This is a genomic window from Leisingera sp. M523, assembly GCF_025141335.1.
In the GTDB taxonomy this organism is placed as follows: domain Bacteria; phylum Pseudomonadota; class Alphaproteobacteria; order Rhodobacterales; family Rhodobacteraceae; genus Leisingera.
In genome coordinates this window covers 2,882,408-2,907,346 of sequence record NZ_CP081036.1, presented here as the reverse complement: position 1 = coordinate 2,907,346, position 24,939 = coordinate 2,882,408, and the positions used below count along the sequence as shown (strand labels likewise).

General features: G+C 62.0%; 25 protein-coding genes. 8 read left to right on the top strand and 17 right to left on the bottom strand.

Features of this window, described 5'->3' with window-relative positions:
- Positions 1–22 precede the first annotated feature (22 nt).
- Positions 23–877 (top strand): DUF1989 domain-containing protein, encoded by an 855-nt coding sequence (locus K3557_RS14280; protein WP_259994654.1) that lies wholly within the window; start codon positions 23–25, stop codon positions 875–877.
- Positions 878–1,120: 243 nt separating this feature from the next.
- On the opposite strand, the gene deoD is transcribed toward K3557_RS14280, so the two are convergent.
- From deoD to K3557_RS14265, 3 genes are all read right to left on the bottom strand, one after another.
- Entirely contained in the window at positions 1,121–1,825 is a 705-nt protein-coding gene (deoD, locus tag K3557_RS14275) for a purine-nucleoside phosphorylase (protein ID WP_259994653.1), read from the bottom strand.
- A gap of 21 nt (positions 1,826–1,846) precedes the next feature.
- Positions 1,847–2,164, bottom strand: coding sequence for an H-NS histone family protein (locus K3557_RS14270; protein WP_259990232.1), 318 nt, complete (start codon positions 2,162–2,164; stop codon positions 1,847–1,849).
- Positions 2,165–2,281: 117 nt separating this feature from the next.
- Positions 2,282–4,249, bottom strand: a complete 1,968-nt coding sequence (locus tag K3557_RS14265) for a protein meaA (protein WP_259990234.1) — start codon at positions 4,247–4,249, stop codon at positions 2,282–2,284.
- Between the two features lie 205 nt (positions 4,250–4,454).
- Between K3557_RS14265 and K3557_RS14260 the strand changes: the two genes are divergently transcribed.
- The 7 genes from K3557_RS14260 to K3557_RS14230 all read left to right on the top strand — a co-directional run bounded on the left by K3557_RS14260 (position 4,455) and on the right by K3557_RS14230 (position 12,599).
- The gene (locus K3557_RS14260) at positions 4,455–5,543 is read left to right on the top strand and encodes an acyltransferase (RefSeq protein WP_259994652.1); all 1,089 of its coding nucleotides are present in this window, start codon (positions 4,455–4,457) and stop codon (positions 5,541–5,543) included.
- 81 nt (positions 5,544–5,624) lie between these two features.
- The gene (locus tag K3557_RS14255; protein WP_259994651.1) at positions 5,625–7,055 is read left to right on the top strand and encodes a 1-acyl-sn-glycerol-3-phosphate acyltransferase; all 1,431 of its coding nucleotides are present in this window, start codon (positions 5,625–5,627) and stop codon (positions 7,053–7,055) included.
- Between the two features lie 112 nt (positions 7,056–7,167).
- Complete coding sequence (ccrA, locus tag K3557_RS14250) at positions 7,168–8,454, top strand: crotonyl-CoA carboxylase/reductase (protein WP_027256384.1); 1,287 nt, start codon at positions 7,168–7,170, stop codon at positions 8,452–8,454.
- Positions 8,455–8,808: 354 nt separating this feature from the next.
- Positions 8,809–9,528 (top strand): LuxR family transcriptional regulator, encoded by a 720-nt coding sequence (locus tag K3557_RS14245; RefSeq protein ID WP_259990241.1) that lies wholly within the window; start codon positions 8,809–8,811, stop codon positions 9,526–9,528.
- A 93-nt stretch (positions 9,529–9,621) separates the two neighbouring features.
- On the top strand, positions 9,622–10,263 hold the full coding sequence (locus K3557_RS14240) for an acyl-homoserine-lactone synthase (RefSeq protein WP_259994650.1): 642 nt from the start codon (positions 9,622–9,624) through the stop codon (positions 10,261–10,263).
- Between the two features lie 63 nt (positions 10,264–10,326).
- Positions 10,327–11,865 carry an ATP-dependent RecD-like DNA helicase gene (locus K3557_RS14235; protein WP_259994649.1) on the top strand — a complete coding sequence of 513 codons (1,539 nt, stop codon included), beginning with the start codon at positions 10,327–10,329 and terminating at the stop codon, positions 11,863–11,865.
- Positions 11,862–12,599: an SDR family oxidoreductase gene (locus tag K3557_RS14230; RefSeq protein WP_259994648.1), complete on the top strand. Its 738-nt coding sequence runs from the start codon at positions 11,862–11,864 to the stop codon at positions 12,597–12,599. The genes K3557_RS14235 and K3557_RS14230 overlap by 4 nt, the downstream gene beginning before the upstream one ends.
- Before the next feature lie 178 nt (positions 12,600–12,777).
- Here the strand turns inward: K3557_RS14230 and K3557_RS14225 are convergent, their stop codons facing one another.
- The 14 genes from K3557_RS14225 to K3557_RS14160 all read right to left on the bottom strand — a co-directional run bounded on the left by K3557_RS14225 (position 12,778) and on the right by K3557_RS14160 (position 24,918).
- Complete coding sequence (locus K3557_RS14225; RefSeq protein WP_259994647.1) at positions 12,778–13,563, bottom strand: TIGR02186 family protein; 786 nt, start codon at positions 13,561–13,563, stop codon at positions 12,778–12,780.
- Positions 13,564–13,565: 2 nt separating this feature from the next.
- Positions 13,566–14,489, bottom strand: a complete 924-nt coding sequence (locus K3557_RS14220) for a sulfite exporter TauE/SafE family protein (RefSeq protein ID WP_259994646.1) — start codon at positions 14,487–14,489, stop codon at positions 13,566–13,568.
- Positions 14,490–14,775: 286 nt separating this feature from the next.
- On the bottom strand, positions 14,776–15,741 hold the full coding sequence (locus tag K3557_RS14215; protein ID WP_259994645.1) for an ABC transporter permease: 966 nt from the start codon (positions 15,739–15,741) through the stop codon (positions 14,776–14,778).
- Positions 15,741–16,835, bottom strand: coding sequence for an ABC transporter permease (locus tag K3557_RS14210; RefSeq protein ID WP_259990252.1), 1,095 nt, complete (start codon positions 16,833–16,835; stop codon positions 15,741–15,743). Before K3557_RS14210 ends, K3557_RS14215 begins: the two co-directional genes overlap by 1 nt.
- Positions 16,836–18,365 (bottom strand): ABC transporter ATP-binding protein, encoded by a 1,530-nt coding sequence (locus K3557_RS14205; RefSeq protein WP_259994644.1) that lies wholly within the window; start codon positions 18,363–18,365, stop codon positions 16,836–16,838. It abuts the gene before it with no gap.
- A complete protein-coding gene (locus K3557_RS14200; protein WP_259990256.1) occupies positions 18,362–18,715 on the bottom strand; it encodes a nuclear transport factor 2 family protein in 354 nt (117 codons plus the stop codon). Before K3557_RS14200 ends, K3557_RS14205 begins: the two co-directional genes overlap by 4 nt.
- 17 nt (positions 18,716–18,732) lie before the next feature.
- On the bottom strand, positions 18,733–19,728 hold the full coding sequence (locus tag K3557_RS14195) for a BMP family protein (protein WP_259990258.1): 996 nt from the start codon (positions 19,726–19,728) through the stop codon (positions 18,733–18,735).
- Between the two features lie 155 nt (positions 19,729–19,883).
- On the bottom strand, positions 19,884–20,309 hold the full coding sequence (gene rimI, locus K3557_RS14190; RefSeq protein ID WP_259994643.1) for a ribosomal protein S18-alanine N-acetyltransferase: 426 nt from the start codon (positions 20,307–20,309) through the stop codon (positions 19,884–19,886).
- Positions 20,302–20,898 (bottom strand): tRNA (adenosine(37)-N6)-threonylcarbamoyltransferase complex dimerization subunit type 1 TsaB, encoded by a 597-nt coding sequence (tsaB, locus tag K3557_RS14185; protein ID WP_259994642.1) that lies wholly within the window; start codon positions 20,896–20,898, stop codon positions 20,302–20,304. The genes rimI and tsaB overlap by 8 nt, the downstream gene beginning before the upstream one ends.
- 21 nt (positions 20,899–20,919) lie before the next feature.
- Positions 20,920–21,486, bottom strand: a complete 567-nt coding sequence (locus tag K3557_RS14180; protein WP_259990264.1) for a NifU family protein — start codon at positions 21,484–21,486, stop codon at positions 20,920–20,922.
- A gap of 69 nt (positions 21,487–21,555) precedes the next feature.
- Complete coding sequence (locus tag K3557_RS14175) at positions 21,556–22,155, bottom strand: 2-hydroxychromene-2-carboxylate isomerase (protein ID WP_259994641.1); 600 nt, start codon at positions 22,153–22,155, stop codon at positions 21,556–21,558.
- Positions 22,156–22,178: 23 nt separating this feature from the next.
- The gene (locus tag K3557_RS14170) at positions 22,179–22,634 is read right to left on the bottom strand and encodes a universal stress protein (protein WP_259990268.1); all 456 of its coding nucleotides are present in this window, start codon (positions 22,632–22,634) and stop codon (positions 22,179–22,181) included.
- Positions 22,635–22,950: 316 nt separating this feature from the next.
- Positions 22,951–23,814 (bottom strand): branched-chain amino acid aminotransferase, encoded by an 864-nt coding sequence (locus K3557_RS14165; RefSeq protein WP_259994640.1) that lies wholly within the window; start codon positions 23,812–23,814, stop codon positions 22,951–22,953.
- A 342-nt stretch (positions 23,815–24,156) separates the two neighbouring features.
- Positions 24,157–24,918 (bottom strand): Phenylacetic acid catabolic protein, encoded by a 762-nt coding sequence (locus K3557_RS14160; protein ID WP_259994639.1) that lies wholly within the window; start codon positions 24,916–24,918, stop codon positions 24,157–24,159.
- Positions 24,919–24,939: the final 21 nt, after the last annotated feature.

The window sequence follows — 24,939 nt, the reverse complement described above, 5'->3', positions numbered from 1 at the left end:
AACAGACAGGAAAGTTTGCCCCATGACCGACATTCCCGCAGCCCCCGCCGATGCGGAGGCCCGCCGCGCTGTCCAGCCAGTGGTCTGCTATCCCAACGAAACCCTGCCGGCGCCCGATCTGGCGCTGTATCAGCAGGCCCGGCTGAGCGCAGTGAAGACCAGCGAGGTGCTGGCGCAGCCCCGCGAAGCCGCCTGTTTTGAGGTGCCGGCCGGGCATTTCTTCCGGATCAGCTCAGTGCAGGGGCCGCAGGTCGGCGACCTCAACCTGTGGAGCAGGAACGACCTGAGCGAGCGGTTCTATTCCGGCAAGACCCGCGCCTTGCATGGCACCCATATCACCACCGGCGAACGGATGTGGACCAGTTTCCCGCATCTGCGCCCCATGGCCACGATTACCGCAGATACCTTGGGCTGGTACGGGATCGATGATTTCGGCGGCTCGGTGCATGACGTGATCGGCACCCGCTGCGATCCTTACACCGGCAACCTGCTGGCCGGCAGCCAGTACCACCACTGCTGCCATTCAAACCTGACGCGCGCACTGGCGGAACACCTCGGCCTTTCCCTGGCGGAGGCGGAACCGCATGTGCATGACGTGCTTAACGTCTTCATGTGCACCGGCTTTACCCGGGATACCGGCCAGTATTTCATGAAGGCCAGCCCGGTGCGGCCCGGTGACTATCTGGAATTCTTTGCCGAAATTGATCTTCTCGGCGCCCTCAGCGCCTGTCCCGGCGGCGATTGCTCGGCTGAGCATTCCAGCGATACCGCCGCCTGCTATCCGCTGCTGATCGAGATCTTTGCACCCGCAGCAGGCGCGCTGAAGGGCTGGCAAAGCCCGCCCCGCAATGGTTATGACCGCAGCCATGGCCGGTAGCGGTCAGAAAAGGAAAGCTGCAGTTTCGCCGGGGGCGCCAATATTGGCGTGAATTCTGGAGAGATAGGGATTTTCTGGAATGCAGCGGCGTCACATGCGTTCAGCCTTAAGGGCACCATGAGGCAATGCAGGCAGAGAATGCATTCAAGGTGCCTCTTGGCCGCATTGGTCAAAAGCTCAGGTTGGCAATAAAAAGGGCAGTGGAAAACCGCTGCCCTTACTTTTTAATGAATTAACGCGATATCAGGAAAATGCGGCTTCCAACGCAATTTCCACCATGTCGCCAAAGCTGCGTTCCCGCTGATCGGACGGCAAGGCTTCGCCAGTGCCCAGATGGTCAGACACCGTCAGCACTGCCAGAGCCCGGCAGCCATGCCGGGCCGCAAGCGTGTAAAGCTCTGCGGCTTCCATCTCCACGCCGAGAATGCCGTGGCGCACCATCTGCTCATTCAGGTCGGGGCGTTCGTCATAAAACACATCTGACGAGTAGATGCCGCCGATATGTGTTGCGGCATCACGTTTCGCCGCAGCTTGCGCCGCCGCCTGCAGCAGGCCCCAATCAGCGCATGGGGCAAAGTTCAGCTCCTGGAAGATACCGCTGGAGGGGCTGTTCAGAGTGCTGGCAGTCATCGCCAGAATCACGTCGCGGACCTTGACCCCGTCCTGCATCCCGCCGCAGGAGCCGATGCGGATCAGCGTCTTGGCGCCGAAATCGCGGATCAGCTCATTGGCGTAGATCGACAGCGAGGGCATCCCCATGCCGCTGCCTTGAATGGTCACCGGATGCCCGTTCCAGCTGCCGGTGAATCCCAGCATCCCGCGCACCTCGTTGACCAGCTTGGCGTCTTTCAAAAATGTCTCTGCAGCCCATTTCGCCCGGTAGGGGTCGCCGGGCATCAAAACAGTTTCCGCAATATCGTCTTTTGCGGCACCAATATGAATGGTCATGGTTTTGCTCCGCCGTCAGGTTCAGATTTCCAGGTCGGAAATATCCATGCCTGCGGTCAGCGCAGCATGCACCCAATGCGGTTTGCGGCCGCGGCCGGTCCAGGTTTCGTCATGGTTGCTGGGGTTGCGGTATTTTGGGGCCGCTTTGTTTTTCTTTACGCCTTGACGCGAGGCACCGGCGATTTCTTCCAAGGAAAAGCCGTATTTCGCAGCCGCTTCTTCAGCCGCTTTCAAAGCTTCCTGGCGTTCGCGCAGTTCTGCTGTACGCAGCGCTTCTTCCACATCGCTTTGCAGCTGAAGAAGTTCTTTTCTGGTCATTGCCGAAAGATCGAGGGTCATTCTGCACTCCACATTAAATGACATACCGGAAGCCCCGGTATGTCACTCTTTATGGCGCAAATGCCAGACGCGTTTCAGCATCTTTTTGGAAATTCGCGGAAAATTGCCCAAGAACGGTCAATTCACTGCAATTTCCGGTGGCTTTGCCAAGTTCACAATGTCGCTCATAATTGAATTGAGCTCAAAATCTTTGGGGGTGTAAACGCGCGCCACGCCCATGGATTTCAGCCGTTCCGCATCGTCATCGGGGATAATCCCGCCGACAATCACCGGGATATGGCCAAGGCCGGCCTCCTGCATCCGGCTCATCATTTCCTCGACCAGCGGCAGGTGGCTGCCCGACAGAATCGACAGGCCAACCACATGGGCGTCGTCCTTTTGCGCGGCTTCAACCAGCTCTGCCGGGGTCATGCGGATGCCGTCATAGGTGATGTCCATACCGCAATCGCGGGCGCGGAAGGCGATTTGCTCGGCGCCGTTGGAATGGCCGTCCAGCCCCGGCTTGCCGACCACGAATTTGATGCGGCGGCCCAGGACGTCGCTGACTGCATTCACCGCATCGCGCAGGTCATCCAGTCCTTCGGTCTTGTTGGAAACGGACGCCGACACGCCGGTCGGGCCGCGGTAGGTGCCGTGGACCTTGCGCATCTCCTCGGCCCATTCGCCGGTGGTGACGCCAGCCTTGGCGGCGGCGATGGACGGCTCCATAATATTGGCGCCGCTTTGCGCCGCAGCCCGCAGGGCGGCTAGTGCAGCTTCGACCGCCGCAGTGTCGCGTTCAGCGCGCCAGGCGTTCAGGCGGTTGATCTGCTCCTGCTCCACCGCCGGGTCCACAACCATGATGCCGCCGTCCTCGGTCTGCAGCGGCGAGGGTTCGCCCTCGGTCCATTTGTTGACACCGACCACAACGGTCTCGTTCTTCTCAATCCGGTTCAGACGCTCGGCGTTGGAATCGACCAAGCGGCCCTTCATATACTCAATGGAGGCCACAGCGCCGCCCATCGATTCCAGGTTGGCCAGCTCGGCCCGGGCGCCGTCCTTCAGCTCTTCGACCTTGGCATCCACCGCCGGGTTGCCATCGAACAGGTCGCCGTATTCCAGCAGGTCGGTCTCATAGGCCAGAATCTGCTGCATCCGCATCGACCACTGCTGGTCCCAGGGGCGGGGCAGGCCAAGCGCCTCGTTCCAGGCGGGCAGCTGCACCGCGCGGGCGCGGGCCTTTTTCGACAGGGTCACCGCCAGCATCTCGATCAGGATACGGTAGACGTTGTTTTCCGGCTGCTGTTCGGTCAGACCCAGCGAGTTCACCTGCACGCCGTAACGGAAGCGGCGGAATTTCGGATCGCCCACGCCGTAGCGGTCGCGGCAAATCTCATCCCACAGATCGACAAAGGCGCGCATCTTGCACATCTCGGTGACAAAGCGGATGCCCGCATTCACAAAGAAGGAAATCCGCCCGACCATCGCCGGGAAGTCCTCCGGCGCAATGCGCGGCTTCAGCTCATCCAGCACCGCCTGGGCGGTGGCCAGCGCAAAGGCCAGCTCCTGCTCCGGCGTCGCACCGGCCTCCTGCAGGTGGTAGGAACACACGTTCATCGGGTTCCACTTGGGCACGTTGGTATAGCAGTACTCGGCCACATCCGCGATCATTTTCAGGCTTGGCTTGGGCGGGCAGACATAGGTGCCGCGGCTCAGGTATTCCTTGATCAGATCGTTCTGCACCGTGCCTTGCAGTTTGGCGACATCCGCGCCCTGTTCCTCGGCCACCGCGATGTAAAGCGACAGCAGCCAGGGCGCCGTCGCATTGATGGTCATCGAGGTATTCATCTGCTCCAGCGGGATCTGATCGAACAGCGCCCGCATGTCGCCCAGATGACCGACCGGCACCCCGACCTTGCCCACTTCGCCGCGCGCCAGCACGTGGTCGCTGTCATACCCGGTCTGTGTCGGCAGGTCGAAGGCCACCGACAGGCCGGTCTGTCCCTTGGCCAGGTTGGCGCGGTACAGCGCGTTGGACGCCGATGCCGTGGAATGGCCGGCATAGGTGCGGATCAGCCAGGGGCGGTCTTTTTGCATCTGCGGCATGTCGGGCCTCGCGAGTCAGTGTGATGGTAATTTTATTTCGTCACGCAGATGTAAACTGCAATTTTCGACCCGTGTCAATTCGCTGCGTTGCGGCATTGCCCTTAGCGGTACCACTTTTCCCAATTTCTCCAAAAGGTAGATTGCGGCAAAGCCGCCTCCCGCATAGGGTCCGCGGTATTTATATTTAATTTTCATTGAGGGTATTATGGCTGAAACCAGCAGGCTGAGCGAATTTGACGGGTTGCGCGCCATTGCCTTGCTGTCTGTCGTTCTGTTCCACTACTTTCAGCGGTTTCCAGAATTCTACCCCTACGGAGACAGTCTTCTGCCCGTGGCGGGTTACGGCTACCTTGGTGTTCACCTGTTCTTTGTCATTTCCGGTTTCGTCATTTCGGTCTCGCTCAGGTCCGGAAGCGGCTTGCACGTGTTTCTGCTCAAGCGCCTGCTGCGGCTGTGGCCGCCTCTGGCGGTCTGCGCGGTCATCACGTTTATGGCCATGCACCTCATCGACAGCGCATACAGCAACTTTGTGCAGACCGGATTCAGCGGCTTTGCGGCATCGCTAAGCTTTATCCCCCCAGCCTTTTGGCGGTTCAATTTCGGTTTCGACGGCTACATTGACGGGGTATACTGGACATTGACCTGTGAAGTGCTGTTTTACCTCTGGGCGGCGGTTTTGTTTGCAGTCTTCGGGCCCCGCCGGTTTGCCGAACGTGCAGCCCTGGTGCTTTTGGCCGGACAATCTGTCTTGTTAGCGGCAGAAGTCGTTTTTCCGGGTCTTGTGCCTTCACAGCTGAACATGCTGATGCTCGTGGGCTACGCGCATTTATTTGCGGCCGGTGTCCTTTTTGCCCGGGTATACAGCCATGGCGCCTGCACCCGTACCCTTGCGCTGCTGGGGGCAAGTTTTGCGGTGGCGCTGGGCATGGCGCAGGACGCAGGAGAGGCCGCAATTCTGACGCTGATCTACCTGATCGTTGCCGCCTGCGCCTGGCGCCTGCCTGCGGCGCGGCTGCTGGGATGGCGGCCCTTGTCCTGGATCGGGCTGGTCAGTTATTCGGTTTATCTGCTGCACAACAATATCGGCATCACGCTGTTGTCCCTGTTACCCCCGGGCCTGCCCGGCGCGGTGTATTTTGCCAGCGCTGCGGGGGTGCTGGGCGGGATAGTGCTGCTTTCCTGGGGTGTCTTCACCTGGGTCGAGAAGCCCTTGCAATCTCTTGCCAGGCGATTGGGCGCGTGGTTCCGGGAGCCCAGACCGGCAGATCTGCCGGACGGCCTGCAACAGGAGTAATGCGCGATAGCATTGCGCCAGGTCCGGCGCGCGCCCTCAATTTCCCTTGTAACGCCCTGCGGCCTGAGCAACTGTCCTGATATGACGCAAACCGTGGAAATTCCGCTGTGGTTATTCATGCTGATCGTGGGCTTCGCTGCGGTGACTTTTGCCTCGCATTTTCTGTTTCCCTCGGTGCGCTGGTTTTTCCGGCGGCGTCTGGAGCGTGCCGTGGAGCGGCTGAACCAGCGGCTTGAACGCCCGATTGAGCCATTCAAGCTGGCCCGGCGCCACGACATGATCCAGCGGCTGATCCATGATCCGCAGGTGGCCCAGGCAGCAGCGGATCACGCGGCCGCAGAAGGCATCCCCGAAAACGTGGCGTTTGAACAGGTGCGCCGCTATGCCCGCGAGATCGTGCCCGGATTTTCCGCTTTTGCCTATTTCGGCCTCGCCATCCGCGCGGCGCGGCTGTTGTCCAATGCGGTCTACAGGGTGCGGCTGGGCCATCAGGACGAGGCGGCGCTGCGCGCCATCGACCCGAATGCAACGGTGGTCTTTGTGATGAACCACCGTTCGAACATGGACTATGTGCTGGTCACTTATCTGGCGGCGGATCGCACGGCGCTGTCTTATGCGGTGGGGGAATGGGCGCGGGTCTGGCCGCTGTCACGTCTGATCCGGGCGATGGGCGCCTATTTCATCCGCCGCCGTTCGCGCAATGATCTCTACCGCAAGGTGCTGGCCTCCTATGTGCGGCTGGCAACCCGCGGCGGATCCACCCAGGCGATGTTCCCCGAAGGGGGCCTTAGCCTGGACGGTGCCATTGCTGCGCCCAAGCTGGGCCTGCTGAAGTATATTGTCGAAGGCTATGACCCGGAGGGGCGCGATGTGGTCTTTGTGCCGGTGGCGTTGAATTACGACCGGGTGCTGGAAGACAGGATCCTGACCTCTGCTGCCAAGGATGGCGACCGCAGGTTCCGGGCCCGGATCGGCCTGGTGGCGCTGCGGCTGCTGCGGCTGTTGTGGCTGTGGATGACCGGGCGTTACCACCGTTCGGGCTATGCCGGAGTGAACTTTGGCCGCCCCCTCAGCCTGGCCGCGTTTGGCGCCGGGCGGCAAGGGGACATGACCAAGCCGCTGGGTCGTGAGCTGATGGCACGGATCAGCGCCATTGTTCCGGTTCTGCCGGTTCCGCTGATTGCCGCCATCCTGCAGCGGCACGGCCCCCTCAGCCGTGCCGCCGTTGAGCATCAGCTGGCGGATCTGATTGCGGCGATGCCGCTGGCCCATGTCCACATGCCGCGGGAAAACCTGGGCTATGCCGCGGACGCAGGGCTGCGGCAGCTGGTGCGGCGCGGTCTTGTCACCGAGGACAACGGGCGGTTCAGCCCGGTTGCGGCGCGGCGCGATCTGCTGGCCTTCTATGCCAATTCCATCCGCCACCTGTTGCCTCGAAACGGCTCGAACGCGGATGGCGGCGATGGTTTTTCTGCACCTGCCAAGGACAATGCTGCATCTGCAGGGTCATAAAATTACCCATACTTGCCAAAAGAGGTTGCAATATTACCTTCTCAATCCTATCCCTCAGGTAACCGCTGCGATTCTGCACCGCGGCAATTGATAGGATGCAAAGGAGGCCATCATGGCATTGGATACCCAGACTGACGTCATGTCGTACGAGGCGCCCGAGAAAGATCTCTATGAGATGGGCGAAATGCCCCCGATGGGATATGTGCCCAAGAAGATGTACGCATGGGCGATCCGCAAGGAGCGCCACGGCGAGCCGAACACTGCGATGGAGCAGGAAGTGGTCGACGTGCCCGAGCTGGACAGCAACGAAGTGCTGGTTCTGGTGATGGCGGCGGGCGTGAACTACAATGGCGTCTGGGCCTCCCTCGGCACGCCGATCTCGCCCTTTGACGGCCACAAGGCGCCTTATCACATTGCCGGCTCCGATGCTGCCGGCATCGTTTGGGCCGTTGGTTCCAAAGTCACCCGCTGGAAAGTCGGCGACGAGGTGGTGATCCACTGCAACCAGGACGACGGCGACGACGAGGAATGCAACGGCGGCGATCCGATGTTCTCGACCAGCCAGCGGATCTGGGGTTATGAGACCCCGGATGGTTCGTTTGCTCAGTTCACCAACGTGCAGGCCCAGCAGCTGATGCCGCGCCCCAAGCACCTGACCTGGGAAGAAAGCGCCTGCTACACGCTGACGCTGGCCACCGCCTACCGGATGCTGTTCGGCCACGAGCCGCATGACCTGAAGCCGGGTCAGAACGTGCTGGTCTGGGGCGCTTCGGGCGGCCTGGGGTCCTATGCGATCCAGCTGATCAACACGGCCGGCGCCAACGCCATCGGTGTGATCTCGGATGAAAGCAAGCGCGACTTTGTCATGGGCCTGGGCGCCAAGGGCGTTCTGAACCGCAAGGACTTCAACTGCTGGGGCCAAATGCCCACGGTGAACACCCCCGAATACGCTGCCTGGTTCAAGGAAGCGCGTAAATTCGGCAAAGCGATCTGGGACATCACCGGCAAAGGCGTAAACGTCGACATGGTGTTCGAACATCCCGGCGAGAGCACTTTTCCTGTCTCGACTTTCGTCTGCAAAAAGGGTGGCATGGTTGTGATCTGCGCGGGCACCACCGGCTATAACCTGACCTTTGACGTGCGCTACATGTGGATGCATCAGAAACGTTTGCAGGGCTCGCATTTTGCCCATCTCAAGCAGGCCGCGTCTGCAAACAAACTGATGGTCGAGCGCCGCCTGGATCCCTGCATGTCCGAAGTCTTTACCTGGAACGATCTGCCGGAGGCGCATATGAAGATGCGGCGCAACGAGCATCTGCCCGGCAACATGTCGGTACTGGTTCAGGCGCCAAAGACCGGCCTGCGCACCCTTCAGGATGTGCTCGACGCCAAAGGCTGATTTGCCGGCGCGTCCAAGATGGACTGAAATCTCCCCGCGAATCACATCTGTGCTTCGCGGGTTTTTTTGTAATTTTATCTTTTTCAGGAAGTTAACCGCTGCGCCCTCCCTATTTCTGGGGAGGCGCGGTTCGGCGGCCGCGTAATTAAGTTGTTGGTGTTGCGCTCCCGGCGCAATTCCCGCGCAATCGGATGCCTTGCAGCAGTAAACTGCCCAAACCCTTGAGGTTGTCATTGACCGCACAAAGCCCCGCACTGCAAAAGAACAACAGTTGTCTGCAACGAACCCCGAGACAGCCTTGCTGGTTGTGAAAAGCCGGATCGGGCAGGCTCTGGACTGAACTGGTATACGGCAATGGCACATAAGGCAGAGTTGGACCGCATTCTGGAGGCGCTTGACGCCACCAAGACCCTTGACGGGCTGCAATCGATTATTGACCAGGTGCGCGGCGTGTTCGGGGTTGATCATGCCATGTATCATTGGGTCGACAGCGCCGGTGACCACTACCATTTCGGCACCTATCCGCAGGCTTGGGTCGAGCGCTACCAGGAAATGGCCTATGTGCGGGTCGATCCGGTGGTGGCCGGCTGCTATCAGCGGTTCCACCCGGTTGACTGGAAGCGGCTGGACTGGTCGCCGAAACCGGCTCGCGAATTCCTGAAAGACGCGCTGGAGCATGGGGTCGGCAATCAGGGTTACTCCATTCCGATCCGCGGGCCGAACGGGCAATTTGCGGTGTTTACCGTCAGCCATAATTGCGACGACGAGACCTGGGAAAAGCTCACAGAACGCTGCAGCCGCGATATGATCCTGATGGCACATTATTTCAACCGGAAGGCGCTTGAGTTCGAGCCGAGCCGCAGCCCGGAGCAGGCTCAGCCGCTGTCGCCGCGTGAAGTGGACGCACTGACATTGCTGGCCATCGGTTACAGCCGTGCACAGGTGGCAAAAACCCTGTCAATCTCTGAGCACACGCTGCGTGTTTATATTGAAAGTGCCCGGTTCAAGCTTGGTGCAATCAATACGACGCACGCCATTGCCCGGGCCATGACACTCGGTTTTATTGTGGTTTAACGTCAGAGTGTGACGGCCATTGTAAATACACTCTGAAATTGCATTATGCAGGCGTAATCTGTCCCCACTGATCTACCAGAAGGGGACTAATCAATGCTTCGCTATATCTACGGCCATGATCTTCACAACCATGCAGACCTTGCACACTCTATGTTCCGCGACCGTGCGGATCAATTCCAGGCCCGGCTGGGCTGGGAGGTGCAGGTGGACTGCAAGGGTGAGGAGCGCGACCGCTACGACCAGCTGGATCCGCTCTATGTGATCTGGGAAATGCCGGATGGCAGCCATGGCGGCTCGATGCGGTTTCTTCCGACCACTGGCCCGGTGATGGTCAATGACGTCTTTCTTGACCTGGCCGGCGGGGTGCCGATCTGCAGCCCGCTGATCTGGGAATGCACCCGTTTCTGCCTGTCCCGCGACGCGGGCGGCAATGTGGCGGGGGCGCTGACCCTGGGCGGGGTCGAGATCATGCGCAATTTTTCCGTCGCGCATTTCGCCGGGGTCTTTGACCGGCGCATGGTGCGGATCTACCGCAGCCTCGGCTTCAGCCCGGACATCATCGGCACCCAGGGCGAAGGCCGTGAACGGATCTGCCTCGGCTTGTGGGAATACACGCCTGAGGTCTATCTGAACGTTGCCTCCAAGGCCGGGATTGCCCCCGATCTGTCGCAGCTCTGGTTCGATCGGTCCTTTGGCAGTGCCGGTGCGGCAGTGCCCATGGCTCTCACCGGCTGATTGAGTCGAAATCCGGGGCCGGATCCTCTGGCGGACCCGGTCCCGCGGCTGTAGGGTCGCGCAATGACAGCTCTGCCCGTACAGTTCTCCGACGACCAGGCCACCGCTTTTGACAGCGTGACCGAGCTCCTGCGCAAGGCAGGGGTGGATCTTGATGACGGGTTGCTGCACCCGCCCCGCGGCGACGCCGGGGTGATGGCAGTGATCGGCAAGGCAGGTTCGGGCAAGACGCTGCTGCTGGCCGAATTGTACAAGGCGCTGGAGCAGGCCGGGGTCGAGGTTGTCTCGGGCGACTATGAAAGCCGCAAGAAGAGCGACGACCGCCGCACCCTGGCGATTCTGGCGCCAACCAACAAGGCTGCCAGCGTGCTGCGCCTGCGCGGCGTGCCGGCCACCACAATTCACCGCATTCTTTACACACCGGTCTATGACCCGGAATACGAACGCATCGCCGAATGGCTGGCGGGGCAGGGGGACAAGCCCGAGATTGAAGGGCTGACCGAGGAAGCCCTGGCCCGCGCGGCTGCGTTCTTTGAGAAAAATAAATCAATCCCCGGCGCCCTGGCCGCCGCGGGCCTGCGCGGTTCGGACTTCATCACCGGCTGGAAACGGCGTGAAGAGCCGCTGGACATCGGCTTTGTTGACGAAGCCTCGATGCTGGACGACCGCCAGTTCGAGGACCTGAAGGAGATTTTCCCCAATCTGGTGCTGTTTGGCGACCCGGCGCAGCTGGCCCCGGTCAATCAGTCAGGCTCAATGGTGTTTGATACCCTGCCGGAGCCGCAGCGCCTGATCCTGAACCGCATCCACCGGCAAGAGGCTGGCAATCCGATCCTGGATCTTGCCCACGCATTGGCCGACCCGGAGCTGCGGTTCGAGGATTTTGAGCGGATGATCGAAGACACCGCCCAGCGCGACGACCGTGTGGTTTGGGGCCAGCGGGTTGAGGTTGACCTGATGGCGCGCTCACCGGTGCTGGTTTGGCGCAACAATACAAGAATCCGGCTGATCAATGCCTTCCGGAATGTCCACGGCGCTCCGGAGGATGCGCTGATCGCCGGAGAGCCATTGATCTGCGACGGTATCGAACTGCCGATGAAACACCGCAAGAAACGCTTGGACCTGGAGGCACGCGGGCTGATCAAGGGCGCCCAGGTGATCTTTCTCGGCGCCGGCCGTAAACCCGGATTCTCCCGCTTGCATGTGATGGGGGCCGAGGATCCGCAGGTCTCTGCGGCCTCTATCGTGAAAATCGAAATGCCGGATGAGGAAGAGCCGTTCATTCCCTACGCCGCCCGCATGGGCGCCACTTTCCTGCATGGGGCGGCGGTGACCATACACAAGGCGCAAGGCTCGCAATGGGACACCACTCAGGTGTTTGCTCCGGATATCTATGCCGCCGCCCGCATGGGCCGGGTCGAAGCAGGCCAGCCGCTGTGGAAGCGCCTCGCCTATGTGGCGATCACCCGGGCGCAGGAGCGGCTGATCTGGGTGGTGCGCAACCGATTGGCCAAACCGTCGGGCCCATTGCAGGTGGATGACCTGAAGGCGGTGCCAGCCGCCGCGCTGACGCTGGAAACGCAGGAGAATACCCCGGCATGAGCAAATCCATCCTGATCACCGGCGCCAGCTCAGGCATCGGCCGCGCCGTGGCAGAATTGTTCCTCGCCGAAGGCTGGCAGGCTGGTCTGATTGCACGGCGGGCGGACAAGCTGCAGGAGGTGGCGCAGGGCCACTCAGGCGCCCATGTGCTGCCTGCCGATGTCACTGACCCGGCGGCTGTGGATCAGGCGGTGAACAGCTTTGCCATGGCGGCGGGGCGGCTGGATGTTCTGTTCAACAACGCAGGCATTTTCACCCCGTCCGGCACCATTGATGAAATCCCGTTGGAAGATTGGTTTGCCTCCGTCAATGTGAACCTCACCGGCATGTACCTGACGGCCCGTGCGGCCTTCCGCCAGATGCGGCAGCAATCGCCGCAGGGCGGCCGGATCATCAACAACGGCTCAATCGCCGCCCATGTGCCGCGGCCCCATTCGGCCCCTTATGCGGCCACCAAGGCAGCGATCACCGGCCTCACCAAAAGCCTGTCGCTGGATGGGCGCCCTTTTGATATTGCCTGCGGACAGATCGACATCGGCAACACCCGGACCCCGATGGTCGAAGACCTGAGCCAGCGTCATGCCGACGCCAACCCTGGTGCAGAACCGATGCATACATTTGCGGTGAAGGATGCAGCAAACTCAGTGCTGCATATGGCGAATTTGCCGCTAGAGGCAAATGTTCAGTTCATGACGGTGATGGCGACCAAGATGCCCTATATCGGCCGCGGCTGAACTCTCCCGCCCGTCACCGGCGCATTAGATATGCGCCGCTCCCGTTGGGCGTGGCGCTGCGCTGGCGCGCAGCGTGCCTCCGGCGGGAGTATTTTCGCAAAGGAGAAACAGGGGGTTTCATCTTTCCCAAGTACTCCGGGGTGAATTGGCCGCGAGGCCAAGAGGGGCAGCGCCCCTTTTACCGGTTCCGAAGCAGGCTGAAAGCGGCTGAGGCGCCCCAGCCGGAGGCAATTGCAATGGCCAGTGCCATCAGGCCATAAAGAAACGGCTGCTCGCGGGACATCGAAAACAGGAACCGTTCCAGCCCCACTTTGCGCACATCGATTGTGGTCTCGTAACTGGAGACAACCTCGCCGCCGCGGGTCAGAAAGATGCGGGTCTGGTAGTCGCCCTCAGTCAGGTCCGCCGGCATCTCGATAGCGGTGCGGAACAGGGTCTGCTCATCCACTGCGACAGTGTTTTCCCGCAGCGAGTAGAGCCCGTTGTCCTCGCGGATGCGCACCACCGCGTCAGCAAAGGATTGGGCGCCGCGGATGTGCATCGCCGCACCGACCGAACGGATAGCCCGTTCGATGGACACCCGGAAACGCAGATCTTCGGTATCCGTCAGAACCTGGTCAAACGGTGCGCTGGTGGCCACCGCATAAAACGCCGGGGCCGAGTCGACCAGCACGCTGTCCACATTGACCCAGATGCCCAGCTTCTTTTCCTTGCGGCGCACCATCACCGCCGGGGCAGGGCCGGACACTGTGACGATCACTTCCAGCGGATCCTCCGACGGGATCGGGGTTTCGCGTTTCACCGCGCCGAAGATCAGAATCTCCGAACCATCGAAAGTGGCGGTGATCGCCACCCGGTCCTGGCTGAGGCCCAGAACAACTTCTTCCTTGGCGGCCTGGGCCGCTGACTGCGGCAGCAGTAGCAGGGCGGCAGCTGTGAGGGTGGAGATGATCAGTTTGCGCATGATCAGTGGCCTCCCGCAGCGCCGAGCGAGTACAACTCAGCCGGTTGCAGCAGCAGCTCAAGCCCCAGCTTGGCGCAGACGATGATCACCATCAGCGCCAGCAGGATCCGCAGCTGTTCGGCCTTGAGATAGACACCGATGCGGGTGCCGATCTGGGCGCCGATCACGCCGCCGACCAGCAGCAGCACTGCCAGAACGATGTCCACCGTATAGTTGGTGGTGGCATGCAGCATGGTAGTGAAAGCGGTGACCGTGATGATCTGGAACAGCGAGGTTCCGACGACCACTTTGGTCGGCATGCCAAGGATGTAGATCATCGCAGGCACCATGATGAAACCGCCGCCGACACCCATGATGGCGGCCAGAATACCGACGCAAATGCCGACCAGCACCGGCGGGATCACTGAAATGTACAGGCCCGAGGTGCGGAACCGCATCTTGAACGGCAGGGCATGCACCCAGCTGCGCTGGCGCCGTGCTGCAGGGGCCGCGCCGCCCGCTTTCTTGGATTTGCGGATGGCGTTCAGGCTTTCGATGAACATCAACCCGCCGACCACACCCAGGAAGACGACATAACAAAGCTTGACCAGCAGATCAACTTGGCCAAGCGCCTTGAGGTAGTTGAACACCACCACCCCAAGCGCCGCGCCCATCAGGCCGCCGGCCTGCAGCACAAGTCCCATCTTGATATCGACCGTGCGCCTTCGGAAATGCGCCAGCACGCCGGAAAAGGACGAGGCGACAATCTGGTTTGCTTCCGTAGCCACCGCCACGGCCGGCGGGATGCCGATGAAAAACAACAGCGGCGTCATCAGAAAGCCGCCGCCGACTCCGAACATGCCCGAGAGAACCCCGACCATTCCCCCGAGGCCCAGGAGAAGGAAGGCATTGACCGAGACCTCAGCTATGGGAAGGTATATCTGCATGGTCCTTGTTAAACCGCAGTTCGTTCAGAAATCAATGATCTATGCCGCTCTGCAGCGTGCAGGACTGATTTGACGCATCAAACTGGACTTATCGCTGGGTTTGCGGCACGGGGACAGGCGGGACGCTCCCGCGCCCGCAGGAGATGGCTGCGCCATCCCCTTGGCGGCCTTGGGCCGGGCACCGCACTGCGTGCGCTGCAACAGGGGTCTGCTGTGACGCCTCTGATGGGCAGAAAGGGAAACACCCGGCGCGGGGCCAGGTGTTTCAGCAGGGCAGACGCAGGGCTTAACGCTCTTTGACGTAAGGCTCGCCGCCAGCGCGGGGCGGAATGGCCTTGCCGACAAAACCTGCAAGAATCACCACCGTCAGCACGTAAGGCAGTGCGTCCATCGCCTGCACCGGAATGGTGATGCCGCCCAGTTCGATGTTCTGGAACCGCAGCGCGACGGCCTGCAAAAGGCCGAATAGCAGGCAGGCGCCCATCGCGTGCCAGGGCCGCCACTTGGCAAAGATCAGCGCCGCCAGCGCGATGAACCCGCGGCCCGCTGTCATGTCCTTGACAAAGCCTGCCTGCAACGCGGTGGCCAGATAAGCACCGGCAATGCCGCACAACAGGCCGCAGATCATTACTGCCGCGTAACGCAGGCCGACAACCGAGACGCCGGCAGTATCCACCGCCGCCGGGTTTTCCCCCACCGCACGCAAGCGCAGGCCAAAGCGGGTGCGGAACAGCACCCACCAAGTGGCAGGCACCGCCAGAAAGGCGATGTAGACCAGGATCGAATGGCCAGACAGCAGCTCGGAATAAACCGGCCCCAGTCCCGGCACGCCGGACAGGCTGTCGGCAAACGGCAAGGAGACCGGGCCAAACCGGCCGCCGCTGATCAGCGAAGGTGTGCGGCCGCCTTGCTGGAACCAGTCCTGCGCGATCAGCACGGTCATGCCTGCCGCGAGAAAGTTGATCGCCACGCCGGAAATCAGCTGATTGCCGCGGAAGGTGATCGACGCCACCCCGTGCAGGCCCGCCAGCACCAGCGAAGATCCGATCCCGGCGAGCAGTCCCATCCAGACATTGCCGGTGACGGCAGCGACAGCGGCGGAAAAGAAGGCCGCCATCAGCATCTTGCCTTCCAGGCCGATGTCGAAGATGCCCGCGCGTTCGGAAAAGAGGCCCGCGAGACAGGCCAGCAGCAGCGGCGTCGCCAGACGGACGGTGGAGTCCAGCAGTTGGATGATCGTCAGGAAATCCATCAGCTCCGCCCCTTCCGCACCGCCAGAAAGATCTTTTCAAGCGGCATCCGCACCATGTTGTCCAGCGCGCCGGTGAACAGGATCACCAAGGCCTGGATCACCACAATCAGCTCGCGCGGGATTGAGGTCCAGAGCGCCAGCTCGGCGCCGCCCTGATACAGGAACCCGAACAGGATCGCCGCCAGGAATACGCCGAACGGATGGTTGCGGCCCATCAGTGCCACCGCAATGCCGATGAAACCGGCGCCTTCGGTGGCGTTCAGCACCAGCCGTTCGGCCTCGCCCATCACGTTGTTGACCGCCATCATGCCGGCCATTGCGCCGGAGATCAGCATCGCGATCATGACAGTCCGGACCGAGGAGATGCCGGCATAACGCGCACCGGGTTCTGATTTGCCAAGCGAGCGGATTTCATAGCCCAACGGAGTGCGCCAGATCAGCAGCCAGATAAACAGGCAGGCGCCGACAGCAACCAGCAGGCTGACATTGGCCGGCGCCGATTTGGAAAAACTGATGCCGACCGGGGCCAGCAGCTCATGTAATGAGGGCAGATGCACAGCTTCGGGAAACCGCGCGGTGGCCGGGTCCATCGAGCCTTGGGGGCGCAGCACGTTGACCAGCACATAGTTCAGCACCGCCGCGGCGATGAAGTTGAACATGATGGTGGTGATTACGATATGGCTGCCGCGTTTGGCCTGCAGGTAGGCAGGGATTGCAGCCCAGGCAGCGCCGAAAATCCCGGCGCCCAAGGCGGCAAAAACCAGCGCCAGCGACCAATGCGGCCAGGGGATCAGCAGGCAGACCAGCGCCACGCCAAGCCCGCCCAGCATCGCCTGGCCCTCGCCGCCGATGTTGAACAGGCCCGCATGGGCAGCAACCGCCACGGCAAGGCCTGTGAACATGAAATTTGTGGCATAATACAGTGTGTAGCCCCAGCCATAGGTCGAGCCCAGGGCGCCATCGACCATCAGCTTGACCGCGGCGACCGGGTCTTCGCCGATCCCGAGGATCACCAGGGCTGACAGGATCGCGGCCAGCAAAAGACTGATCAGCGGGATCAGGACCACATCGGCCCATTTCGGCATCTTTTCCATTTACGCGGCCTCCCCCGCGACACCGGCCATCAACAGGCCCAGCTCTTTCTCGTCGGTCTGATCGGCGGGGCGTTCCCCCATGATCACGCCGTCGAACATCACCGCAACCCGGTCCGCCAGCGACAGGATTTCCTCCAGCTCGACCGAGACCAGCAGGATCGCCTTGCCTTGATCGCGCAGCTCGACGATCTGTTTGTGAATGAACTCGATGGCGCCGATATCGACGCCGCGGGTCGGCTGGCCGATCAGCAACAGCTCGGGGTTGCGCTCAATCTCGCGCGCGACGACGATTTTCTGCTGGTTGCCGCCGGAAAAGCTTTTGGCGGCCAGCCAGGGATCCGGCGGGCGCACGTCGAACTTCTCCATCTTGGCTTCGGTATCCGCCCGCAGGGCGGTGTTATCCATCAGCAAACCGTTCCTGTAAGCCGGATCGCGGTGATAGCCAAAGGCCACGTTCTCCCAGGCGTGGAAGTCCATGATGAGGCCCTCGCGCTGGCGGTCCTCCGGCACATGACCGATATGGGCGTCCCGCCGCGCACGGGCATCCGCGCCCTGGCCGCGCAGCGGCAAGGGGCTGCCATGCAGTTTGATGCTGCCGCTGCCTGCGCGCATGCCGCCCAGAACCTCCAGCAGCTCTGACTGGCCATTGCCAGCCACGCCTGCGATGCCGACAATCTCGCCTGCGCGCACGGTCAGGTTAATCCCCTTGACGCGTTCAACGCCGGCCTCATCCACCACCCGCAGGTTTTCAATCTCCAGGATCGGCGCACCCGGTTGGGCCGGCACCTTGTCCACCCGCAACAGCACCTTGCGGCCGACCATCAGCTCGGCCAGATGTTCGGGGCTGGTCTCCGCCGTTTTGACGGTGGCGGTCATCTGGCCGCGCCGCATCACCGAAACGGTGTCGGTATACTCCATGATCTCCCGCAGCTTGTGGGTGATCAGGATGATGGTTTTGCCTTCGGCGCGCAGCCGGTCGAGGATACGGAACAGCTGGTCGGCCTCGGAGGGCGTCAGCACGCCGGTCGGTTCGTCCAGGATCAGGATCTCGGCCTTGCGGTACAGTGCCTTGAGTATCTCAACCCGCTGCTGCATGCCGACACCGATCTCGTCAATGCGGGCGTCGGGGTCCACAAACAGCTCATACTCTGCCTCCAGCGCCTTCAGCTCCTTGCGGGCGCGGCGCAGCGAAGGCATCAGCATGCCGCTGTCCTCGGCGCCCAGCACGATGTTTTCCAGCACGGTGAAGTTCTCCACCAGTTTGAAATGCTGGAACACCATGCCGATGCCGGCAGCAATCGCCGCCTGGCTGTCGGGAATTGCAGTGCGCTGGCCCTTGATCCAGACCTCGCCTTTGTCGGCCTTGTAGAAACCATAGAGGATCGACATCAGCGTTGATTTTCCCGCACCGTTTTCCCCGATGATCCCGTGAATGGTGCCGGGGGCGACGCTGATCGAGATGTCCTTGTTCGCCTGGACCGGGCCAAAGGCCTTGGAGATACCTTTGAGTTCAATGGCGGGGGCGGTCAATCGGGCTCTCCCATGCCTGTAAATCCGATCAGCCGCACCACCTTGCCGTCTTCAAGATCGGCAAAATACTGGCCGCGCACCATGCGCTGGCCGTCCTTTTCGAAATCCACCGTGGCGCGCACGTGGCCATGGTGTTCCGAGACGGCAACTACCTTGGCCGCGCCACCGGGCATCATCGCGCTGAACTGCGCGACATATTCCAGATAGGCATCACGGCCTTCGATGGGGGCGGGAGAGTTGGGATCGGAGTAGTAAAAACGAGGCCCGATGGCCGCGTCCGTTTTTGCAGCGCGGCCTTCAGGCGTTGGGTCGCCCCAGGCCGCAAACAGAGTGTGAAGTGAATCCGTCATGGCCTGGGGCTTTCTCTTTAGAAGCTCAGCGCGGGGCAGCTGTCATCCGACATGTAATCGTGCACCTTGATCTCGCCCGAGGCGATTTTGGCGGCAGCTTCATCCACGGCGGACTGCATCTCGGCAGAGACCAGGGAGGCGTTGTGCTCGTCCATGGCATAGCCGACACCGCCGTTGGCCAGGCCCATGACAGAGAAGCCGGTCTCCATGTCCGTGCCATCAGTGAAGGCTTCAAACACGGCGTTACCGACCTTTTTGGTCATCGAGGTCAGCACCTTGCCCGGATGCAGGTGGTTCTGGTTGCTGTCCACGCCGATCGACAGGATACCTTCGTCAGCTGCGGTCTGCAGCACGCCGACGCCAGTGCCGCCTGCCGCGGCATAGACCACGTCAGCGCCCTGGCTGATCTGCGCCTTGGTCAGCTCGGATCCCTTCACCGGGTCGTTCCAGGCCGCCGGCGTGGTACCCGTCATGTTGGAGATCACGTTGGCGTCCGGATTGGCCGCCTTGACCCCTTCGGCATAGCCGCAGGCGAATTTGCGGATCAGCGGAATGTCCATGCCGCCGATAAAGCCGACCGTGTTCGATTTCGACGCCATCGCCGCCATCATGCCAACCAGATAGGAGCCTTCGTGCTCGTTGAAAACAACCGAGCGCACGTTGTCGCCTTCAACCACCATGTCGATGATGGTGAATTTGGTGTCAGGATAATCCGCAGCCACCTGGCCCAGGGCATCGGCAAAGGCAAAGCCGACCATCACAATCGGGTTGGCGCCGGCCTCGGCAAAGCGGCGCAGCGCCTGCTCGCGCTGGGCTTCGGACTGCAGCTCGATCTCGCGGTAGTTTCCGCCGGTCTCATCGGCCCAGCGCTGGGCGCCGCCATGGGCCGCCTCGTTAAAGCTTTTGTCGAACTTGCCGCCCAGGTCGAAGATCAGCGCAGGCTCGGCCAGCGCGGCGCCTGCGGTCAGGGCCAGCGACGCGGCTGCGCCCATCAGCGATTTCATCAGGGTCATCAGGTTAACTCCCACTGTCATTATTGTTGGATGCAGCGGGGGTTTTCCGCTGCCCGGCCCCGTTCAGGCCTTAAAGGGTGCGGCAATTTAGCCTGCAGGTCGGGGAGGGGGTCAACCGCTTTTTGACCAAATGGTGCGGAATCCGCGCAACTGGCCTAAGGTAACGCTTTCCGCATCAGGATCGCGTCCGCTGCGGCGGCACCCTGGCGGGGGTAGTAGCCCTTCCGGCGGCCGCACTCCGCGAATCCGCCGGCCCGGTACAGTGCCTGCGCTGGGGCATTGTCCTCGGCCACCTCCAGGAAGGCTTCGGCGGTACCGCGATCCCGGACGGCTGTTTCCCACTCGGCCATGCAGCGTCGCGCCAATCCCTGGCGCTGATGCGCAGGATCGGTGGCAATTGTCAGCAGTTCCGCCTCATCGGCAATTACCCGCACCAGGGCAAAACAGCGGGCATCGCCGGCGGCGAAAACCAGCGGGCTGTCCAGCAGTGCGGCAAACTCTGCCGCGTTCCAGGGGCGGGACCGGGTAAAGGCCGCGGCATGGGTCGCGGCCATCTTCTTTGGTGTCAGCGGTTCACTCATCAATCAGCGCAGGCGGAACATCACTGGAAGGCGCCGCATCTGCAGCGCGCAGGTACAGCGGTGCAGGCGGCTCAGTCACGGTGCGGAACCGTGCAGCGGCAATATGTGCAACAGCTTCGGCAATCCCCGCCGGGCTTGCCTCGGGCGCAAAGGTCAGCCCGGCACCGCGGGCGGCTTTCTCGGCCTCATGGCGCGGCATCAGACGCGGTGCCTCGCCGGGCAAGGCGGCATAGACCTGATCGCGCGGGGCGGGCACGGCGGGCAGGGTGCCCTCGACGTTGCGGGCCTCAAACCCGTCGACGCCCACCGCCGGCACCTCCAGTCCCAGCGCCAGCCCGCGGGCGGCGGAAACGGCGATGCGGATGCCGGTGAAATTGCCGGGGCCGATGCCAACACCAATCGCATCCAGATCCTGCCAGGTGGCACCGCCTTCGGCCAGCACCTCCTCCAGCAGCAGCATCAGCCGCTCAGCCTGGCCGCGGGTCATTTCCTCAAGCCGGGAGGCCAGCACCGCGTCGCCGCGCAGCAAAGCGGCCGCACAATGCGCGGCCGATGTGTCAAATCCCAGAACCAGCGGTTCGGACGTCATGGTTTGTCCTTTCGCAGCCAGTCAGACAGCAACCGGGCGCACCTCGGTGACTTCCGGGATGTAATGGCGCAGCAGGTTCTCGATACCCATCTTCAGGGTCAGGGTCGAAGACGGGCAGCCGGCGCAGGCGCCCTGCATATGCAGATAGACCACACCGCGGTCAAAGCCGTGGAAGGTGATGTCGCCGCCGTCCTGGGCCACCGCCGGGCGCACGCGGCTGTCCAGCAGCTCCTTGATCTGGTTGACGATCTCTGCGTCTTCGCCGGAATGTTCGGCATGGCCCGAGGCCGGATCGGCAGAGCCGTCCGCCATCACCGGCTGGCCGGATTGGAAATGCTCCATCACCGCGCCCAGGATGGCGGGCTTGATGTGGTCCCACTCAACGCTGTCCGCCTTGGTCACGGTCACAAAGTCATTACCGAAAAACACACCGGTCACGCCGTCTACCGCAAAGATACGCGAGGCCAGCGGCGATTTGCCTGCGGCATCAGCACTGGGGAAATCAGCGGTGCCTGCTTCCAGAACGGTCTGGCCCGGCAGGAATTTCAGCGTCGCCGGGTTGGGCGTGGATTCAGTCTGAATGAACATGTCGGGTCTCCGTTAAGCGTGCCCCCGATATGCGCCCTGCGGCCCGCCAAGTCAAGATTTGGAACTATTCTAAATCGTTCGGGCTGCGGCGTGATCCAAAGCCTGTTCCAGCCGGTCGTCGCCCCAGAACAGTTCTGTGCCGCTGGTGAAGCTGGGCGCGCCGAAAATGCCTGCGGAGCTGGCCGCCTCGGTCTGTGCGCGCAGTGCCGATTTGATTTCAGGCGATTGCGCGCGGTCCAGCAGGTCCGCATCCAGTCCAGCTTTGTGCAAACAGTCCAGCAGAACGGGTTCAGCGGAGATATCGGCCCCGTCGCCGAACTGGGCCAGATACACGGCCTGTGCAAAAGCTTCGGTCCGGTCTTGCTCCGATGCGGCCAGCGCCAGCCGTGCGGCCATCAGCCCGTTTTGCGGAAAGGGATCGGGGCGGCAAAAAGGCAGACCGCGGGCTGCGCAGATCCGCTGCATGTCGCGCCACATATAGCGCCCTTTGGCCGGGTAGAGGTTGAACGGCGACGTGTCCCAGCCCTGGGCGGCGAAGATAGGACCCAGCAGAAACGGCTTCCAGATAACAGCAATGCCGCGCGCTTTGGCGGCGCTGCTGATCCTCATCGCGCTGAGATAGGAGTAGGTGGAGGCAAATTCGAACCAGAAAGTGACACTGCGTTCCATTGGCTTTGCCCCCCAAAAAACTGTTAGGTAATGGCTTCCAGCTTTTCTTTCGACAGATCGCCGGGCACGATGGTGATCGGCACCGGCAGCGCGCCGGATGTTTTTGTCAGCTGAGTGACCAGCGGTCCCGGTCCTTTGCGCCCGGTGCCGGCACCCAGTACCAGCACGCCGATTTCCGCGTCGTCCTCAATGTACTTCAGAATTTCGGGCACCGGTTCGCCTTCGCGGATCACCAGATCGGGGTCGACGCCTTGGCGGTCGCGCATCCATTTGGCAAAGACCTCAAAATGGGCGTGGATCCGCTCGCGCGCCTCTTCCCGCATCACTTCGCCGACACCGATCCAGTGGTTAAACTCGTCGGGCGGGATGACTGACAGGATGGTCACGCCCGCACCGGTATGCGCCGCCCGCATCGCGGCAAAGCGCATCGCGTTCAGGCATTCGCGGCTGTCATCCAGGACCACTAGGAATTTGCGCATCTTCGCTCTCTCGTTGTTCCGCCGCGGATCATGAACCAAGCGGGCGCATCAGGCAATAGAGCCACAGCTGCCTGGCCGTTGCGTTCATCTGGCTCTAGGCATGCCGCCAGTCAGGCTTGAGGGGGCGCTCCCGCTCCCGCAGGAGTTTCCGGCTGTGCCGGAACCCCCTTGGCGGCATTGGGCCGGGCGCCGCGCAGATGCGCGGCGCGGCACCGTGCGCAGGCACGGTGCAATGCCCAACCGCATCGCGGGCTTTTGCAAAAAAAGGCCGCAGGCGGACAGGAGCCTTGGCCGGCAGCGCTGTGCGCGCAGAACGTTACCGCTGGCCGGACGCCCAGTCCCAGTACATATCGCGCACCAGCTTGGCTACGGGACCGGCCTGATACTGGCACGCGTCAAAGGCGGTGACTGGGGTGATCTTGCTCATATTGCCGGAGAGAAAGACCTCGTCGGCCTCTTCGAAGTCCTGATAGCCTAGCACGCACTCATGTACCTTGATACCGTCTGCGCGCATGTGGCCGATGTGGCGGGCGCGGGTGATGCCGGCCAGAAACGTACCGTTTGGGATCGGAGTGAACACCTCGCCATCGCGCACCATGAAGACATTGCTGGTCGCGGTTTCCGCCACATTGCCCATCGCATCCAGCGCCAGCGCATTGGAGAACCCTTTGCTGCGTGCCTCCCGCAGCATCCGGGCGTTGTTGGGGTACAGGCAGCCGGCCTTGGCATTCACCACCGCGTTTTCCAGGACGGGACGGCGGAAGCGGGTGCGGGTGAGCGTTGCCGCAGCAGCTTCCGGCGCCATCGGGATTTCCTCCAGACTGACCGCAAAGCAGGTGCTGTCCGCCTTGGGGGCGATCAGGGTTTCATCCCCGTCGGCCGCCCAGTACATGGGCCGGATATAGACCGCAGCACCAGCTGCAAACCCCTCCAACCCTTCGCGGACTACCTCCACCATCTGCTCTGCCGAAAGCGTAGGCGTCATCATCAGCGCTTGGGCCGAAGCATTGGTGCGGGCACAGTGCAGGTCCAGATCCGGGGTCACCCCGTCAAAGAACCGGGCGCCGTCAAACACCGAAGATCCCAGCCACATCGCATGATCCGCGGCCCGCATCACCGCCAGGTTGCCGTCATGCCATTTGCCGTCAAAATAGGTCCGGATAGTGCTGCCCGCTGCCATTTCATTGCCCTCGCTTTACGTGGCGAAACCTAGGCAGAGTTGCTGCGGCCGTCCAGACGGGCTTGCGTTCCAGACGGGTGGAAAAGCGGCCTTGAGATGCGCAAGTATCATGTTTTTCAGTGCTTTATGCGGCGGGCGTCGCGGATCTGACGTGGCGTCTTGTAGGTCAGTATTGCTGCCCATTTGTTTCGCGCGCGAAACATTCGGACAGTAATGCTGACCTGATCAACTCTTGCGTGTGCTGGCGGCAGGGTCCTGCGCGCCGCAAGGCGCGCCCGGCCCAACCGGGCAAGCGCATCTTGATGCGCGCAGGCCTGGACGGCAGTGCCTGGCTCCGGTTTGCTACGCAGCCGGTTTCAGCCCGGTCTTGCCAAGAATGGCCCCAGCGTCCTGCTGCCATCGGGCTTTCAGCCCGGCATTCGGGGTGCGGCGCAAACCCATGGCCTTGAGCCCTTCGAACTTCTCCGACGCTTCCTGGCCAAAGCTTGCGGCGACCCGCGGCCACCAGTAATCTGCCAGCTCCTGCAGGGCATCAGTACCTTGCGCCTCCACCAGCACCATCAGGCCCTCTTCGGCCAGTTCAGCATGGTGTGCCTCGACGGGCAGAATAGCGCGGAAGGCTTCGGCCAGCGGCTGGTAGGAGACATGGGACATCTCCTCCAGCTGCAGTGCCACCGCACGGCCCATCAAGAGGTTCATCATCACCGCATCCGCCCAGCCTTCCAGCGGGTAGTTGAACACGGCCAGCCGCATATCGTGCTTGGTCCGGCTCTGGCCGATATCCGCGCCGCGTTCCAGCCGGGCGGTCCAGGGGTGGTGGTCGGCATAACGCTCAATATCCGCGCCGAAGTCACCCATGATGCGCAGGACTTTTTCGGCGCTGTCGCTTTTCTCCAGCACGATCTTGGCCGCGGCGATGCGCGCCTTGATGCCCGGACCTTCGTTGATGATGTCGGCAAAGCCGGCAGCGCCCGCCAATTCGCTGTCAACAAAGGTTGCCATCATCTTCATCAGTTCGGCGCGGTAGCGCGGCGGCACGTTGGAAGGGTTGCTGAGCACGCCGCCCTGAGCCAAGTAGTTCTCAATACTCATGTCATCAGTCATGATCCGTTCTCCCTTGGGCAG